The following is a 16,808-nucleotide window of genomic DNA, read 5'->3' as shown; positions in this document are numbered from 1 at the left end:
GCTGGTCAGCATGTGTGGTGCCGTACGTCACTCGATAGCGTGACGTCCCCTTGGGCCCTCACTCGACTACGTGGTGTCCCTCCGGCCGAGCGCTACACGATGCCCGGAATGCGCAGTGAGTACAGTGTTGTCCCATGGTTGGCGAGAACCGTTCGTCGAGGACCTTCCCAGCGGCGGTGGCCAGCAGGTCGCCGACCCACTCGCCCTCCAGGGGAGGCTGGGCCTGCACCTTGGGGAGGGTCTCGCCGCCGTTCTTCTTGGCGGCACCCTGGCGCAGCTGCACGAGTTCGGCGCCGCCCGATTCGGGGCGTGCGCCGTCGAAGGCGTCATCGACGGCGCCCTCGCGGACGGCGAGCTGGTAGACGGCGAGCTGCGGGTGGTGTGCCACGTCGGCGGCGCTGGGCGCCTGTTTGCCGGTTTTGAAGTCGACCACGTAGGCGCGGCCCTCGGCGTCCGCCTCGACGCGGTCCATGGAGCCGCGGATGCGCACTTCGTAGTCGCCCGCTGCCAGGGTCACGTCGAAGTCGTGCTCGCTGGCCACCGGCTCACGTCCCGCACGGACACCATTGGAGTCGACGTGCCACTTCAGGAAGCGTTCGAGCGCCACGCGCGCGTGCTCCTTCTCCTGCGCCGACTTCCAGGGCGCGTCGAAGGCGAGCGCATTCCACACGGAGTCCAGGCGCTCCATGAGGACGGCGAGGTCGGCGGGGGTGCGTCCGGAGGCGACCTCGTCGGCGAGAACGTGCACCACGTTGCCGAAGCCCTGGGCGGCGGTCGCGGGCGCGTCGGCCTTCACCTCGCGGCCCAGGAACCACTGCAGGGCGCAGGTGTTGGCGAGCTGGTCGAGGGCGCTTCCGGAGAGCACGACGGGCTGGTCGCGGTCGCGCAGCGGCACCTTGCTCTCGGTCGGCTCGTACATGCCCCACCAGCGGTAGGGGTGCGCCGAGGGCACAAGGGGGCGGCCGTCGTCGTCGCCGAGGGCGGCGAGCTTGGCCAGGCGGTGGGCCGCGGCCTGCCTGAGGGTGTCCGAGACACGCGGGTCGACGGTCGTGGCACGCAGTTCGGCGACCAGGGCGGCGACGGACAGCGGGCGGCGGGGGCGGCCGGTGACGTCCTTGGGTTCGACGCCGAGTTCGGTGAGGAAGCGGGAGGGTTGGTCGCCGTCGTCGGCGGGGGCCTTCACGGCGGTGACGATCAGGCGTTCACGCGCGCGCGTGGCAGCCACGTAGAACAAACGGCGCTCTTCGGAGAGCAGCGCTCCGGGCGTGAGGGGTTCGGCGAGGCCGTCGCGTCCGATGCGGTCGGCCTCCAGCAGGGAGCCGCGGCGGCGCAGGTCCGGCCACAGGCCCTCCTGGACACCCGCGACGACGACGAGGCGCCACTCCAGGCCCTTGGAGCGGTGCGCGGTCATCAGGCGTACGGCGTCGGGGCGTACGGCCCTGCGAGTAAGGGTGTCGGCGGCGATGTCCTGCGCCTCGATCTCCTCCAGGAAGTTGAGGGCGCCGCGCCCGCCGGTGCGCTCTTCGGCGCGGGCCGCGGTCGCGAACAGCGCGCAGACGGCGTCGAGGTCGCGGTCGGCGTTGCGCCCGGCCGCGCCGCCGCGCCGGGCGGCCCGCTCCAGGCGCTGCGGCCACGGGGTGCCCTCCCAGAGGTCCCAGAGCGCCTCCTCGGCGGTCCCGCCGCCCGCCAGACGCTCCCGCGCCTTGCGCAGCAGTGCGCCGAACCGCTGGGCTCCTCGGGCGTACGCCGGGTCGTGGGCGACGAGCCGCTCCGGCTCGGCGAGCGCGCGGGCGAGCAGTTCGTCGGAGGGGGGCGGTACGTGGTTGCCGGCGGCGCGCTCCTCCTCGCGCAGCGCGCGCCCCAGGCGCCGCAGGTCGGCGGCGTCCATGCTCGCGAGGGGCGAGGCGAGCAGGGTGAGCGCGGTTTCGGTGTCGAGCCAGGCAGCGGCTTGTACGTCGGCGTCTTCAGGTACGTCGACGTCTTCAGGGGAATCGGCGGGTACGCCGCTGTCGGCGCCGGAGGCCGAGTCCGCACCCGACTCCGCGCGCGCCACCGCCCGCAGTGCCGTCAGCAGGGGCGTCACCGCCGGTTCGTGCCGCAGCGGCAGATCGTCGCCGTCGATGTCGAGCGGCACGCCCGCCGTGGTGAGCGCCCGCCGGATCGCCGGGATGGTGCGGGAGCCGGCGCGCACCAGGACGGCCATGTCACCCCAGGGGACGCCGTCCTCCAGGTGGGCGCGGCGCAGCAGGTCCGCGATGTTGTCCAGCTCCGTGCCCGCCGTCGGGTACGTGTAGACCTCGACACCTCCGCCGCCGCGTACCGGTGACAGCTCGCGGTGGGCGCGTACCTTCTCCGCCGGAAGACGGGTCAGCGGCATGCGCTGGGTGAGCAGGCGGGTGGCGGCGAGGAGAGCGGCGCCGGAGCGGCGGGAGGTGCGTAGTACCTCGACCGGCGCCGGGTGGCCGTCCGGGCGCGGGAAGGCGTCGGGGAAGTCCAGGATGCCGTTCACATCCGCGCCCCTGAAGGCGTAGATCGACTGGTCGGGGTCACCGAAGGCGACAAGGGTGCGGCCGCCGCCGGCGAGGGCGTGCAGCAGTCGTACCTGAGCGGGGTCGGTGTCCTGGTACTCGTCCACGTAGACGGCGTCGTACTGCGCGGCGAGGCGTTCGGCGACGCCCGGACGCCCGGCGAGCAGGACCGCGCGGTGGACGAGTTCCGCGTAGTCGAGCACTCCTTGCAGGTCGAGAACGTCGAGATACTCGGCGAGGAAGGCCGCTGCCGCACCCCAGTCGGGGCGGCCGATACGCCGGGCGAAGGCGGTCAGGGCGTCGGGGCTCAGTCCCAGTTCGCGGCTGCGTGCCAGCACCGCGCGGACCTCGTCGGCGAAGCCGCGCGTGGTCAGGCAGGCGCGCAGCTCGTCCGGCCAGCGCACGTGGGCGAGGCCGAGCCGCTCCAGGTCGGGCTGGCCCGCGAGCAGTTCGCGCACCGCCACGTCCTGTTCGGGGCCGGACAGCAGCCGCAGGGGCTCCACGAACAGTTCGCTGTCCTGGTGGGCGCGGACCAGGGCGTAGCAGAACGAGTGGAAGGTGGTCGCCCGGGGGGCACGGGCGGCCCCTATGCGCAGCGCCATACGGTCGCGCAGTTCGACGGCAGCCTTCCGACTGAAGGTCAGCACCAGGATCCGCTCCGGGTCGCCGCCGCGCGCGATCCGGGCCGCCACCGACTCGACGAGCGTGGTCGTCTTGCCGGTGCCGGGGCCCGCCAGCACGAGCAGCGGGCCGGTGCCATGGTCAACCACCGCGCGCTGCCCTGCGTCCAGACGAGGGGGACCCACCCGGACCGGCGCGGTACGCACCAGCCGGTACGCGCCGCGGGTCCCCCGCCGCATCTGGGGGTGCGGCAGGCGCCTGGTGGAAGAAGAGGAGCTCACGTGGTTCGCCGGTCCTGGAGGTCGTACTGGTGGGCGGAGCGCCGCGCGTTCGGGGCGGTGGCCGCGGGGTGAGGGGGATGCGCGCCGTCGACGCTACGCCGGTGAGCGCCATGGAAGGAGGGCTTCCCCTTCTTCCCTCACACCACGTGCGTCCCCCGGTTCTCGAACGTACGGCATGTCACGGACGTGCCTCGCTTCCCCCGTGCGGGCCACAGGTTCCCCATCCGTCCGTCCGATGCCGGAAGCTGTCAGGTGTGAACCTGCGCGCGTTCGTCGCCGTCCCATCGTGCCCGTCTCATGTCGACGCGCGGCAGATGCCCCTCGGAGGCCCTGCTCGCCTCCTTCAGGGGCGTGCCCTCGTCGCGGTAGTGGCCCAGCGCGTCCAGTTCGTGGCCCGGGAGCAGCACGCCGTCCGCGCGGACGACCCGCCACCACGGGACCGCTCCTCCGTAGAGGGCCATCACCCTGCCCACCTGACGCGGCCCGCCCTCCTCCAGCCACTCCGCGACGTCCCCGTAGGTCATGACGCGCCCGGGCGGGATCAGCTCGGCGACCTCGAGGACCCGCTCCGCGTACTCCGGCAGGGCGTCCGCCGGAAGGCTCTGCTCGCTCATCCGACCCATCCTGCCCCACCCCACCGACAGTGTGACGCGGCGGCGACTGTGCGTATCCTTCGCCCCGCCGGCGCGCTTCGGGCAGACTGTGCGCCCCCGTATTTGCACCCTGATGCCCCCGTGTGTCGGTCGGGCATGCCACCATCGTGCGGGCGGTGACTGGTGATACGAGATCAAGAAGAGACGATGAGAGAGCAGGGCGTGCACCCCGAAGACGCGGAGAGCACCTCCGCGGCCTCGTCGCGCCCGGACACCGGCGACACCGACCCGAAGGACCCGGACAAGGCGGCGAGCGAGCCCACCGCGACGGTGGACGAAGCCCCCGCCCCTGACACGCACGGAAGCGCCGAGCAGCGGGTCGCCCCGGACGACGACTGCGGTGACGAGGTCCACAACGACGAGGTCGAGGGCGACGAGCCGCTGTCCCCCGCGCGCGTACACCGCCCGTCGGACCTGATGCGGCTCATGGTCGGCTTCCTCGCGATCGTGGTGCTGCTCGCCATCGCCGCGTTCGCCCACGGCACCACCTCGGGACTCGAACAGGACATCAACAAGGGCACCGGCCAGGCACCCGATCTGCTGATCAAGATCGCGGGTCTGGCGTCGAGTATCGCGATCCTCCTGGTGCCGGTCGCCTTCGCGATCGAGCGGCTGATCAAGCGGGACGGGCTGCGCATCGCCGACGGCGTCCTCGCCGCGGTCCTCGCGCACGGAGTGACGCTCGCCACCGACCTGTGGGTCGCCAAGGCCGCCCCGAGCTCCATCCAGGAGGCGCTCACCCAGCCTTCGCCAGGTGACATCCACGCCCTCACCGATCCGGTTCACGGCTATCTCGCGCCGGTCATCGCGTACATGACGGCCGTCGGCATGTCCCGCAGACCGCGCTGGCGCGCGGTGCTGTGGGTAGTGCTGCTGCTGGACGCCTTCTCCATGCTGGTCACCGGCTACACCACCCCGTTCTCGATCATCCTGACGGTGCTGATCGGCTGGACCATCGCCTACGGGACGCTGTACGCGGTCGGCTCGCCGAATGTCCGCCCGACCGGGCGGACGCTGATGGCCGGCCTGCGGCACGTCGGTTTCCACCCCGTCAGCGCGGCCCGGGAGGAGACGCCGGACACGACGGAGAACGGCGACCGCGGCCGGCGCTACTTCGTCACCTTGGAGGACGGCCCGCCGCTGGACGTCACGGTGGTCGACCGCGAGCAGCAGGCACAAGGATTCTTCTACCGGGTGTGGCGCAACATCACGCTGCGCGGCCTCGCCACCCGCCGCAGCCTCCAGTCGCTGCGCCAGGCTCTGGAGCAGGAGGCGCTCCTCGCGTACGCGGCCATCGCGGCCGGGGCCAACGCGCCGAAGCTGATCGCGACCTCCGAGCTCGGTCCGGACGCCGTGATGCTCGTCTACGAGCACACCGGTGGACGCACCCTGGACTCGCTACCCGACGAATTCATCACCGACGATCTCCTGCGCGACACCTGGCACCAGGTACAGGCCCTGCAGTCGCGGCGCATCGCACACCGCAGGCTCGCGGGTGACGCGATCTTGGTGGATCGTTCCGGCACGGTGATCCTCACTGATCTGCGCGGCGGCGAGATCGCGGCCGGCGATCTGCTGCTGCGGATGGACATCGCCCAGTTGCTGACCACGCTGGGGCTGCGCGTCGGCGCCGAGCGCACGGTGGCGTCGGCGGTCGGCGTGCTCGGTCCGGACGCGATCGCCGACTGCCTGCCGCTGCTGCAGCCCATCGCGCTGACCCGCTCCACGCGCGCGACGCTGCGAAAGCTGGCCCGGGAGCGCGCACAGCGCGAGCGCGACGCGGTCCTGGACGCCTCCCGGCAGGACAAGCTCGCCCGTGCGGAGCAGGCCCAGCACGCCGAACCCGGGTCGGAAAAGCCCGGCAAGAAGGCCGTACGCGCGGAGCAGCGGGCCGAGAAACGAGCGATCGACGAGGCGCTGGACGAGGCGCGCGAGGAGGATCTGCTCACTCAGATCCGCCACCAGGTGCTGCTGATCCGGCCGCAGGCGCCGGTCGAACCGGCCCGCCTGGAGCGGGTCAGGCCGCGCACACTGATCAGTTTCATCGCCGGTGCCATCGGCGGATACTTCCTGCTGACGCAGCTCACCCACATCGAGTTCGCCACCCTCTTCGAAGACGCCCAGTGGGGCTGGGTCGCGGCGGCCGTGCTGTTCTCGGCGCTGAGCTACTTCGCGGCGGCGATGGCCCTGCTCGGCTTCGTCCCGGAGCGGGTGCCGTTCATGCGGGCCGTGGCCGCGCAGGTCGCCGGCTCGTTCGTGAAGATCGTGGCGCCCGCCGCGGTCGGCGGTGTCGCCCTGAACACCCGCTTCCTGCAGCGGGCCGGGGTGCGGCCGGGGCTCGCGGTGGCGAGCGTCGGCGCGTCGCAGCTGTTCGGGCTCGGCTGCCACATCCTGATGCTGCTGTCCTTCGGCTATCTGACCGGCACCGAGAAGACGCCGTCCCTGTCGCCGTCCCGCACGGTCATCGCCGGTCTGCTGACGGTCGCCGTGCTGGTCCTGGTCATGACGTCGGTGCCGTTCCTGCGGAAATTCGTCGCCACGCGCGTGAGGTCGCTGTTCGCGGGCGTCGTGCCGCGCATGCTCGATGTACTGCAGCGGCCGCAGAAGCTGATCACCGGCATCGGCGGCATGCTGCTGCTGACCGCCTGCTTCGTGATGTGCCTGGACGCGTCGATCCGCGCCTTCGGCCACGACCAGACCACCACACTCAGCCTCGCCAGCGTCGCCGTCGTCTTCCTCGCCGGAAACGCGCTCGGCTCCGCGGCGCCGACCCCCGGCGGCGTCGGCGCGGTCGAGGCGACCCTCACGGTCGGTCTGATCGCCGTCGGGCTCCCCAAGGAGGTCGCCGCGCCCGCCGTGCTGCTCTACCGGCTGTTGACGCTGTGGCTGCCGGTGCTGCCGGGCTGGCTGTTCTTCAACCACCTGACACGCAAGGGCGCGCTCTAGAGCCACACACGGGGGCCGTCCGCACGGGCCCTCCGCGGTCATCCCGTACGAGCGTCCCGTACGAGCCTGCGCACGTCGTACGAACCTCCGCGCGCCCTCACCCGCACGGCCCGCGCCCCAAGCGCCCCGCCCCCTACGGGCGCAGGATGGGAAATATGCCGAACCCGTCCCGGCTGCGCGCCGCTGCCCTGACCGTCACCGCCGTACTGCTGTCCTGTGTGGTGACGGGCTGCAGCGACAACTCCAAGGGCGGGGATCTGACCGCGCAGAAGCTGACCTGGAAGGACTGCCCGGCACCGTCCGAGTCCGAGGGCGGCGGCAACTCGCCCTCACCCCTGCCGAGCGGTACGCGGTGGCAGTGCGCCACCTTGAAGGCGCCCCTCGACTGGGCCGAGCCCAAGGGCGACACCATCAAGATCGCGCTGATCCGGGCGACGTCGAGCGGCGACCCGAGCAAGCGCATCGGCTCGCTCCTGTTCAACTTCGGCGGCCCCGGCGGCTCCGGCGTCACCGCCCTGCCCGCCTTCGGCGAGGACTACGCGAAACTGCGTACCCGCTACGACCTGGTCAGCTTCGACCCGCGCGGGGTCGGCCGCAGCGCGGGCGTCAAGTGCGAGGACGACAGCCAGCTCGATGTGTTCTTCCAGCAGGACGCCACCCCCGACAACACCACCGAACAGAAGACGTACCTGAACAACACCAAGGCGTTCAATGCAGCCTGCGAGAAGAACTCCGGCCGGACCCTCCCGCATGTGCGCACCACCGACGCGGCCCGCGACATGGACCTCATGCGCCAGGTCCTCGGCGACGCCAAGCTGCACTACTTCGGCATCTCATACGGCACCGAACTCGGCGGCGTGTACGCCCACCTGTTCCCCAAGAACGTGGGACGCGCCGTCTTCGACGCGGTCGTCGACCCGACACAGAACCCGGAGCAGAGCTCGCTCGGACAGACCAAGGGCTTCCAGCTCGCGCTCGACAACTTCGCCAAGGACTGCACCTCGAAAACCGAACCCTGCCCCATCGGCGACACCCCGCAGGATGTCAAGAACCGCATCGCCAAACTCCTCAAAGACCTGGACAGCAAGCCCATCCCCGGCGTCTTCCCGCGCCAACTCACCCAGACCGCCGCGACCAACGGCATCGCGCAGGCGCTGTACTCCAAGGACTTCTGGGAGTACCTGACGGAGGGCCTGGACCAGGCGTACAGCGGGGACGGCAAGGTGCTGATGCTGCTGTCCGACACGATGAACGGACGCAACCAGGACGGCCAGTACAGCAACATCACCGCCGCGAACGTCTCCATCAACTGCGCGGACGAGAAGCCGCGTTACACCCCCGCCGACGTGAAGGCACGGCTGCCGCAATTCCGGGCCGCCTCACCGCTGTTCGGCGACTTTCTGGCCTGGGGCATGGTCAGCTGCACCGGCTGGGCCGTCCCGGGCGCCGCCGACCACCCGGACGTCAGCGCCTCCGGGGCCGCACCGATCCTCGTGGTCGGCAACACCGGCGACCCGGCCACGCCGTACGAGGGCGCGAAGAAGATGGTGGACGCACTGGGCAAGGGTGTCGGCGTCGAACTGACGTACAAGGGTCAGGGGCACGGCGCCTACGACAGCGGGAACAAGTGCGTGCACAACGCGGTGAACGGCTATCTGCTGAACGGGACCGTGCCGCCCGCCGGAACCGTCTGCACCTAGAAACATGCAGGTCAGAGCGTTATTCACAGGCCTCCGCAGTGGCTGCCCGCCGACGCCTAATATGGCTTGCAGGTGATCCGCGACATCCGGCGGACCACGGGCGAGGGGGGAAGCTCATGACGCGTTTCGCACGGTGGACGGCCGCGGCCGCCGCCACGTTGCTGGTGGCCGGCTGTGGCAGCGGCTCGTCCGGTGACGGCAAGGACGAGGGGAAGAACCGCGACCCCGCGTCGGCCGCCGCACCCTCCTCCGACTTCGCCTCGGGGCTGCCCGCCTCACTCACCTCGCAGAAACTCGACTGGGGCCGCTGCAAGAGCAGGTCGGACTCCCCCGGTCCAGGCAGCGGCTGGCAGTGCGCGACGCTCAAGGTGCCGCTTGACTACGCGAAGCCGGACGGCGAGACGATCGGCCTCGCCCTGATCCGCTCCAAGGCGACCGGCAGCCAGAGCAAGCGCATCGGCTCGCTCCTGTTCAACTTCGGCGGCCCCGGCGGCTCCGGCGTCGCCACGATGCCGTCGTACGAGAGTGTCGTCGGCCCACTCCATGAGCGGTACGACCTGGTCAGCTGGGACCCGCGCGGCGTCGCCGCCAGCGAAGGCGTGCGCTGCCGCAGCGACAAGGCGATCCAGGCCGCCGAGTCGGTGGACGCCACCCCGGACGACGCGGCCGAGGAGACGGCGTACTTCAAGGACGCTGCCGACTTCGGCAAGGGCTGCGCGAAGGCCGCCGGAAAGCTGCTGTCGCACGTCTCGACGACCGACACGGCCCACGACATGGACCTGATGCGCCAAGTCCTCGGCGACCCGAAGATGCACTACCTCGGCTTTTCGTACGGGACCGAACTCGGCGGCGTGTACGCCCACCTGTTCCCCAAGAACGTGGGACGTCTGACGCTGGACGCCGTCGTCGACCCGACTGCCGACACGGTGGGCCACGCCAAGAACCAGACCCTGGGCTTCCAACGCGCCCTGGACGACTACCTCAAGTCCACGGGCCAGGACCCCAAGCAGGGCTCCCAGAAGATCGTGGACCTGCTGAACCGGATCGACGCCCACCCCCTGCCGACGGCCGGCGGCCGCAAGCTCACCCAGACCCTCGCGCTCACCGGCATCGTCCTGCCGCTGTACAGCAAAGAGGGCTGGCCACGCCTGACCAACGCCCTCAAGGGTGCCGAGGAAGGGGACGGTTCGGAGCTGCTGGCGCTCGCCGACGGCTACAACGACCGTGACTCCTCGGGGCACTACGGCACGACGACGCATTCCCAACGGGTCATATCGTGCTTGGACGACAAGCAGCGGCCCGCTCCCGAACAGACGAAGAAGCTGCTGCCCGAGTTCGAGAACATCTCGCCCGTCTTCGGGGACTTCATGGGCTGGGACACGGCGGGTTGGTGCCACGACTGGCCGGTGGCCGGCCAGTACGACAACCCGCGGGTCAGCGCACCCGGTGCCAAGCCCATCCTGGTCGTCGGCAACACCGGGGACCCGGCGACTCCGTACGAGGGCGCCCGCAGGATGGCCGACGAGCTGGGCAAGGGCGTCGGAGTGGAGCTCACCTGGAAGGGCGAGGGCCATGGGGCGTACGGGAGTGGCAGCGACTGCGTCGACTCCACGGTGAACAGCTACCTGCTGGACGGGACGGTGCCCAAGGACGGGAAGGTCTGCGCGTCGTAGCCGGCGCGGCGGGCGGGCAGGGGGCGCTGTCCGGGCTCAGTGGGCCGACAGCGCCCACCTGGCCGACGGAGCCCACCCGCCCAACGGAAAGGGGCCCAGCACGCGTGGTGCCGAGCCCCTCCCGAAAAGCCGTACGCCCAGTACACGGGCGCCTAGTACACCGGCTTCTCCGGCTCGATCTGGTTGACCCAGCCGATCACGCCGCCGCCGACGTGCACCGCGTCCGAGAAGCCCGCGGACTTCAGAACGGCGAGGACCTCCGCGCTGCGGACACCCGTCTTGCAGTGCAGGACGATCTTCTTGTCCTGCGGGAGGGTCTCCAGGGCGGTGCCCATGAGGAACTCGTTCTTCGGGATCAGCTTGGCGCCGGGGATCGAGACGATCTCGTACTCGTTGATCTCGCGGACGTCGATGATCTCGATGTTCTCGCCCTCGTCGATCCACTCCTTGAGCTGCTTGGGAGTGATCGTCGAGCCGGCCGCCGCCTCCTGGGCCTCCTCGGACACGACGCCACAGAAGGCCTCGTAGTCGATGAGCTCGGTGACGGTGGGGTTCTCGCCGCAGACCGCGCAGTTCGGGTCCTTGCGGACCTTGACCTGGCGGTACTGCATCTCCAGGGCGTCGTAGATCATCAGGCGGCCGACGAGCGGCTCACCGATACCCGCGAGGAGCTTGATCGCCTCGTTGACCTGGATGGAGCCGATGGACGCGCACAGCACGCCCAGGACGCCGCCCTCGGCGCAGGAGGGGACCATGCCCGGCGGCGGGGGCTCCGGGTAGAGGCAGCGGTAGCAGGGGCCGTGCTCGGACCAGAAGACGGAGGCCTGGCCGTCGAAGCGGTAGATCGAGCCCCACACGTACGGCTTGTTGAGGAGCACGCACGCGTCGTTGACCAGGTAGCGGGTCGCGAAGTTGTCCGTGCCGTCGACGATCAGGTCGTACTGGCTGAAGATGTCCATCACGTTCTCGGCCTCGAGCCGCTCTTCGTGAAGGACCACGTTCACGTACGGGTTGATGCCCAGCACGGAGTCGCGCGCCGACTCGGCCTTGGAGCGGCCGATGTCCGCCTGGCTGTGGATGATCTGGCGCTGCAGGTTCGACTCGTCGACCTCGTCGAACTCCACGATGCCGAGCGTACCCACGCCCGCGGCGGCCAGGTACATCAGCGCCGGCGATCCGAGGCCGCCGGCGCCCACACACAGCACCTTGGCGTTCTTCAGCCGCTTCTGCCCGTCCATGCCCACATCGGGGATGATCAGGTGGCGGGAGTACCTGCGGACCTCGTCTACGGTGAGCTCGGCAGCCGGCTCGACCAGGGGTGGCAGCGACACGGGGACTCCGTTGGTCGGTCAATCACTACGGTTGTTCTTCCCGTAACACTGCCACGCCCTTCTTCATTCCGAGACACCCGTTCCGATCCGCGAGACGATTTCGTCCCAGTAGCCGGGCATCGTCTCCCAGGGGTCGGCCCGTCCGCCGTGGTCCGTGCGGTCGGTGAAGTAGATCGTGGCGGCCCCCTGCCAGCGGGCGATGCGCAGCGCCTCGTCGAGATGGCCACGCGGTACACCGTGCACGAAATGGCAGAAGCGCTCGGGCGGATAGTCGGCGGTCCACTCGGCGACCTGCGACCAGCGGTAGTCGCTCCAGGCACCGGAGAAGGTCACCAGTTGGTCGGCGTTCTCGGCATAGCCGGGGTGCGGGTGGGTGCCGTGGCCGAGGACGATGTGCGCGTCGTCGAGGAGCGTGCGCAGTGTGCCGATCGTGCGGCGGACCTCGGGCAGCGCGGCGCGCTCGGCGGGGCAGCGGTGCAGGAGGAAGCCGCCGACGCGGTACCAGTCGCGATACCGGTGCGCGTCGGAGATCACCTCGCCGAAGCCGCGTGCGCCGTACGTCGCATCCAGGTGGCCGAGGACGCGCACGCCCGCGTCGCGGAGTCGGCCGGCGGCCTCCAGGCAGTGCGGGTCGGGGCGGGTGCCGGGACCGCCCGCCACGTTCAGGACGACCCAGTGCACCGGGGCGCCGGGGCGGGCGAGCTCGCCCCATTCCGCCGGAGCGACGAGGGGGTGCGCATAGCCGGGGATGCCGAAGCCCGCCTGTAAGTCCGTGCTCGCGGTGCCGGCCGCGGTGCTGGTCAGATGCGGCATGCCGCCTCCATCCAGATGTCGGCGAGGGATTCCTCGAGGTTGATCCGGGGCCGCCAGCCGAGCCGGTCGCGGGCGGTGCGCACATCGGCCTGCTGCCAGCTGCCGCAGCCGTCCGGGTAGGGGTAGGCGACCGGGGACGCGTGGTCCGGATCGGGGCGGGGGTGGCCGATGGACGCCCTCATGGGTCCGGACGGGCCGTCGAGTTCGTGCAGGGCGCCGCCGTAGCCGGCCACGCGCGCGAGGACGGAGGCGATGTCGCGCAGCCGGACGGCGCGACCCGAGCCGATGTTGATGACGCCCTGTGCGGCGGAGAGCGAGGCGGCGTGCACGGCGCGGGCGACATCGCGGACATCGATGAAGTCGCGCTGGACGCCGAGTCCGCCGAGCTTGAGTTCGCCGTCGCCGGACTGCATGGCGCGCCGCATGGCCTCGGCGAGGCGGCCGAGCGGGGATCCGGCGGGGGTGCCGGGGCCCGCGGGCGAGAAGACGCGCAGGACGACGGCGTCGAGGCCGGAGCCGAGGACGAGCTCGGTGGCGGCGAGCTTGCTGACGCCGTACGGGCCGCCGGGGCGAGGTACTGCGTCCTCGGCCGTGGAGGAGCCGGGCTGGCTGGGCCCGTACTCGGCACCGCAGCCGATCTGTACCAGGCGTGCCCCGCAGCCGCTGCGGCGCAGGGCCTCGCAGACGGTGGCGACGGCGACGGTGTTGTGCCGGGTCAGTTCGCGGGCGCCGCCGCGGGTGGCGCCCGCGCAGTTGATGACGACCCCGGGGTGCACCGCGTCCAGGAAGCGGGTGAGGGCGCCGGGGCTGCCCGAGGCGAGGTCGAACCGTACGTCGGCGTCGTCACCCCGGCCGAGGGCGGTGAGCTGCACGGCCGGGTCGGCGAGCAGTCTGTCGGCGACGAAACGGCCGAGGTATCCGTTGGCTCCGATCAGCAGGACCCTCATCGGGCGGCTCCCGGGGCGGATTCTCCGGTTCGGGAGGTGATCATCTGGCGTTCTCCTTCAGGGTGGTGCCGTGGGTCGGACGGAGCGCCCGCGGTGTCGGCCCCGCGGGAGGGGTGCACCCGGTGCGAGGGCTGGGCCCTCGGGCGCCGGTTGCGGCTCGCGGCGGTGGGGGGCGGCGCCGTGGGCCGGGTCTCGGGTCGGGGCTCATGGCGTCCCCTCGGGTGTGGCGTGGGCCGAGGCCCGGGTCAGGGTGCGGGTCGCGTGGACCAGGAGGACGGCGGCGGCGGCGCCGCACACCAGGGCCGGGACGGCGCCCGGGCCCCAGGCGTCCACGACGGTCTCGACGGGCGTGGCCAGGAGCGAGCAGCCGGGCAGGCGGCCCGCGAAGACCGTGGCCAGGGCGATCGTCTCGACGGCTCCGGCGGCACCGAGGACGACAGCTGGGGCGTGCGTGAAGGCGCGCACGGTGAGCAGGCGCGAGAGGAGGAGCAGCGCGCCGAGGGCACCCGCTCCGGCGTACGCGGCGGGCTCACCCAGCACCGCCCCGCACAACGCGAGCAGCGTGCCGAGGGCGCACAGGAACAGGGCGAACACCGCCAGGAGCAGGGGCCGTACCGAGACGGCGAACTCCTCCAGGCCGCGGCTGGCGGTCAGCCTGCGACGGGCGTGTACGGCGAAGAGGTGGGCGCACCAGGCCGCGGGGGCGCACGCCAGGGCGAGGGCCAGCACAGGCGCCGTGGCCAGGGACCAGGGGCCGTCGGGGCCGCCGTCGAGTGCGGTGCTCAGCAGTCCGTCGCCGAGCAGGGCGTAAGCGATCAGCCAGCAGGTCCACGCGCGCGTGCCGTTCGTCGTGCGGTGCGTGGTCCTCAGGGGGCCGCGGCGGAGGGCGGTGCGCAGGCCCAGCGTCACGGCGAGGGTGCCGGTCGCGGCGACCGCGAGGCGCGGCTGTCCTTCGGTGACCCGCAGACCGGCCACGGTTGCCGCGCACAGGGCGCCCGGCAGCAGGGTGAGCGCGGCCCAGGCGGCGCGCGCGTCGGGGTGTTCCGGGGCCGCGGGTCGCGGCACCGGTTCCGCGTCGCGGGCCACGCGCGCGTACATCTCCTCGGCGAGCGAGAACACGTCCCGGTGCCGGAACCGTGCGGCGGTCCGGTCGGTCACCCCGTGCGCCTCCAGGCCCGCCGCGATCTCCAGCGGGTCGACGGCGCGCTCGCAGAGCTCGCGGTGCCGGTGCATCAGCGCCTTCACGGGGTCCACGGCACCGCGGCGACCGGCGCCTCTTGCCCGAGGCGGAGCTTCGGGCCGCGCATGGCCGAGTTCGCTCATCACGCGCCCTCCCCCGCCGGCAGCGAAGCCGTGGCGCGTACCGGCGCACCGGCCGCCCAGCGCGGCCGACCCGCGGCCCTGAGGCGGGCCTCGGTCCAGCGGCCCGGCACGTGTGCCTCGGCCGGTACGCCGAAGGGCAGTGGGGCTCCCTCGTCGTCCACGACGAGCCGCCGGACCGGGGAGTGCGAGACGATCTCCAGGTAAATACCGCGAAATGCCGCGACGTTCTGCTCGACGGTGAAGAGTTCGAGGGCTCGCGCGCGGGCCGCCGCGCCCAGGCGTGCGCCGCGTTCGGGGTCGCGCAGCAGTGCCACGCACGCCTCGGCGAGCGCTCGCGGGTTGCGCGGCGGTACCACCAGCCCCGTACCGCCGATGACTTCGACGACGGCGCCCACATCCGTGGACACAGTGGCGCGGCCACAGAACATGGCCTCGACGAGACTGATCGGGAAGCCTTCGACGACGCTGGAGAGGACGACGACGGCGCCGGACGCGTAGGCCTCCGCGAGGCTGGGAACCTCCGGGCCGCCTATCTCCTCGAAGGACACCGGGTTGTCGCCGACCGCGTGCACGCCCTCCGCCTCGTCGGGGAAGAGCTGTGCGGCCAGCGCCTTGCAGTGGGCCAGGTAGAGGGCGCCCTCCGGCCCGTCGGCGGGCGCCCCGACGATCCGCAGCCGGGTCTTCGGCTCCTCCTTGCGGATCTCGGCGAAGGAGTGCAGCAGCGAGATCAGGTCCTTGGCCGGTTCGATACGGCCGACCCAGACCAGCGTGTCCGGGTCCGCGCACCCGGCATCTTCCGCTCGCTCACCCACCTCCGCGAAGCGGGACGCCTCCATGCCGGGGTAGACGGTGCGCAGTTTGGCGCGGTCGGCGCCGCAGCGCTCCTGCCAGCGGCGGGCGTGGGTGTTGCCGGGCGTGATGAGCGCGGCCCGGCGGTAGACCTCGGCGGCCAGCCCGCCGTGGAAGGCGGCGAGCAGCGCCCGTACCGCGGGGGGCTCCTCGACGACGGCGGAGGCCAGGTAATGCGCCCGCAGCTGCACGCCGTACTCCGTGACCAGCAGCGGCACCCCGGCGAAGTGCCGGACGAGCAGGCCGGGCAGGGCGGCCGCGCCACCGGCGGCCGCGTGGCAGAGGTCGACCGAGCCGAGCCCGTCGTTCTCGTACCAGTCCAGTGAGAGGGGGCGCAGGGCCCGCTCGATGTGGGCGGCGACGGCGAGCAGATCGGGTACACGGGCGGTGCGCGCGGCACGCAGTGCGCCGGGCGCGCGACAGGCGCGCTCCAACGCGCGCACGGCGCCCTCGGAGCGCAGTGCCCCGACCAGCCCGCCCTCGTCGCGGGCGAGCTCCGCGAGTCCGTACAGCGCGCTGCCGAAACGGTCCGCCTCAAGACCGCAAGAGCCCTCCGATTGACCGCGAGAGCCCTCCGAGCCGCCGGAAACCCCTGAACCGACCCCCGAACCAGCCCCCGTACCAGCCCTCGTATCAGCCCCCGAACCGGCCTCGGAAAGCGCCCCGGAAGGAGCCCCGCAGACGGCCGTCGCCAACTCCCCGAAGCACTCGGCGAACCGTCGGCGCGCCCGCCGCCCGTACACCACGCCGTCGTCCTCGGCCGTCCACAGCGGGGCCGTCCGCACCCGGCTGACCTGCGGCGGCAGCTGGATCCAGCCCTCGTCCTCCTGCCGCTGGCTGCGGCTGAGCGCGTAGATGTCGAACTCGTGCTGCCCAAGCCCGCGCACGAGCCGGTCGCACCAGAGTCTGGCGTCACCGCTCACATACGGATAGCCACCCTCCGTAAGCAGTCCGATGCGCACGAGTGCACCCCCGATCTCCCTATGGGGAGCCGCCGTTGACCCGACGGCTCGCAGCGGGACGAAGGTACGCGGACTTGGCGGTGGCGCGACGGACGGTTGTCCATCACGCCACCAAAAGGGGTGAACGGGCGTAACTTTCCCGTGCAGGTCGCGTTCCGTCGCGCTACGGGATCAAGCAGTT

General features: G+C 71.8%; 10 protein-coding genes. 3 read left to right on the top strand and 7 right to left on the bottom strand.

Features of this window, described 5'->3' with window-relative positions:
• Nucleotides 1–58: 58 nt before the first annotated feature.
• Complete coding sequence (locus OG747_RS29030; protein WP_405882330.1) at nt 59–3,430, bottom strand: ATP-dependent helicase; 3,372 nt, start codon at nt 3,428–3,430, stop codon at nt 59–61.
• A 248-nt stretch (nt 3,431–3,678) separates the two neighbouring features.
• Nucleotides 3,679–4,044 carry an MGMT family protein gene (locus tag OG747_RS29025; RefSeq protein WP_405882329.1) on the bottom strand — a complete coding sequence of 122 codons (366 nt, stop codon included), beginning with the start codon at nt 4,042–4,044 and terminating at the stop codon, nt 3,679–3,681.
• Between the two features lie 186 nt (nt 4,045–4,230).
• Here OG747_RS29025 and OG747_RS29020 point away from each other — a divergent pair, with 186 nt between their 5' ends.
• From OG747_RS29020 to OG747_RS29010, 3 genes are all read left to right on the top strand, one after another.
• A complete protein-coding gene (locus OG747_RS29020; protein WP_405882328.1) occupies nt 4,231–7,029 on the top strand; it encodes a lysylphosphatidylglycerol synthase domain-containing protein in 2,799 nt (932 codons plus the stop codon).
• Nucleotides 7,030–7,184: 155 nt separating this feature from the next.
• Entirely contained in the window at nt 7,185–8,729 is a 1,545-nt protein-coding gene (locus OG747_RS29015; RefSeq protein WP_405882327.1) for an alpha/beta hydrolase, read from the top strand.
• A 116-nt stretch (nt 8,730–8,845) separates the two neighbouring features.
• Nucleotides 8,846–10,402, top strand: coding sequence for an alpha/beta hydrolase (locus tag OG747_RS29010; RefSeq protein ID WP_405882326.1), 1,557 nt, complete (start codon nt 8,846–8,848; stop codon nt 10,400–10,402).
• A gap of 152 nt (nt 10,403–10,554) precedes the next feature.
• On the opposite strand, the gene moeZ is transcribed toward OG747_RS29010, so the two are convergent.
• From moeZ to OG747_RS28985, 5 genes are all read right to left on the bottom strand, one after another.
• On the bottom strand, nt 10,555–11,733 hold the full coding sequence (moeZ, locus tag OG747_RS29005; RefSeq protein WP_405882325.1) for an adenylyltransferase/sulfurtransferase MoeZ: 1,179 nt from the start codon (nt 11,731–11,733) through the stop codon (nt 10,555–10,557).
• Between the two features lie 63 nt (nt 11,734–11,796).
• The gene (locus OG747_RS29000) at nt 11,797–12,546 is read right to left on the bottom strand and encodes a spherulation-specific family 4 protein (RefSeq protein WP_405882324.1); all 750 of its coding nucleotides are present in this window, start codon (nt 12,544–12,546) and stop codon (nt 11,797–11,799) included.
• Nucleotides 12,534–13,493, bottom strand: coding sequence for an NAD-dependent epimerase/dehydratase family protein (locus OG747_RS28995; RefSeq protein ID WP_405882323.1), 960 nt, complete (start codon nt 13,491–13,493; stop codon nt 12,534–12,536). Before OG747_RS28995 ends, OG747_RS29000 begins: the two co-directional genes overlap by 13 nt.
• A 204-nt stretch (nt 13,494–13,697) precedes the next feature.
• Nucleotides 13,698–14,816 carry a hypothetical protein gene (locus OG747_RS28990; RefSeq protein WP_405882322.1) on the bottom strand — a complete coding sequence of 373 codons (1,119 nt, stop codon included), beginning with the start codon at nt 14,814–14,816 and terminating at the stop codon, nt 13,698–13,700.
• On the bottom strand, nt 14,816–16,627 hold the full coding sequence (locus tag OG747_RS28985) for a DUF3492 domain-containing protein (protein ID WP_405882321.1): 1,812 nt from the start codon (nt 16,625–16,627) through the stop codon (nt 14,816–14,818). The genes OG747_RS28990 and OG747_RS28985 overlap by 1 nt, the downstream gene beginning before the upstream one ends.
• Nucleotides 16,628–16,808 lie beyond the last annotated feature (181 nt).

The sequence above is a fragment of the Streptomyces sp. NBC_01384 genome, from assembly GCF_045040035.1.
Taxonomy (GTDB): domain Bacteria; phylum Actinomycetota; class Actinomycetes; order Streptomycetales; family Streptomycetaceae; genus Streptomyces.
Note: the sequence above shows the minus strand (reverse complement) of the source record. Positions and strands in the feature narration are given on the sequence as shown.

Excerpts from the sequence above, each read along its gene's own strand:
- OG747_RS29025 (WP_405882329.1), bottom strand. The coding sequence starts at position 4,044 with ATGAGCGAGCAGAGCCTTCCGGCGGACGCCCTGCCGGAGTACGCGGAG.
- OG747_RS29020 (WP_405882328.1), top strand. The coding sequence starts at position 4,231 with ATGAGAGAGCAGGGCGTGCACCCCGAAGACGCGGAGAGCACCTCCGCG.
- OG747_RS29015 (WP_405882327.1), top strand. The coding sequence starts at position 7,185 with ATGCCGAACCCGTCCCGGCTGCGCGCCGCTGCCCTGACCGTCACCGCC.
- OG747_RS29010 (WP_405882326.1), top strand. The coding sequence starts at position 8,846 with ATGACGCGTTTCGCACGGTGGACGGCCGCGGCCGCCGCCACGTTGCTG.
- OG747_RS29000 (WP_405882324.1), bottom strand. The coding sequence starts at position 12,546 with ATGCCGCATCTGACCAGCACCGCGGCCGGCACCGCGAGCACGGACTTA.
- OG747_RS28995 (WP_405882323.1), bottom strand. The coding sequence starts at position 13,493 with ATGAGGGTCCTGCTGATCGGAGCCAACGGATACCTCGGCCGTTTCGTC.
- OG747_RS28990 (WP_405882322.1), bottom strand. The coding sequence starts at position 14,816 with ATGAGCGAACTCGGCCATGCGCGGCCCGAAGCTCCGCCTCGGGCAAGA.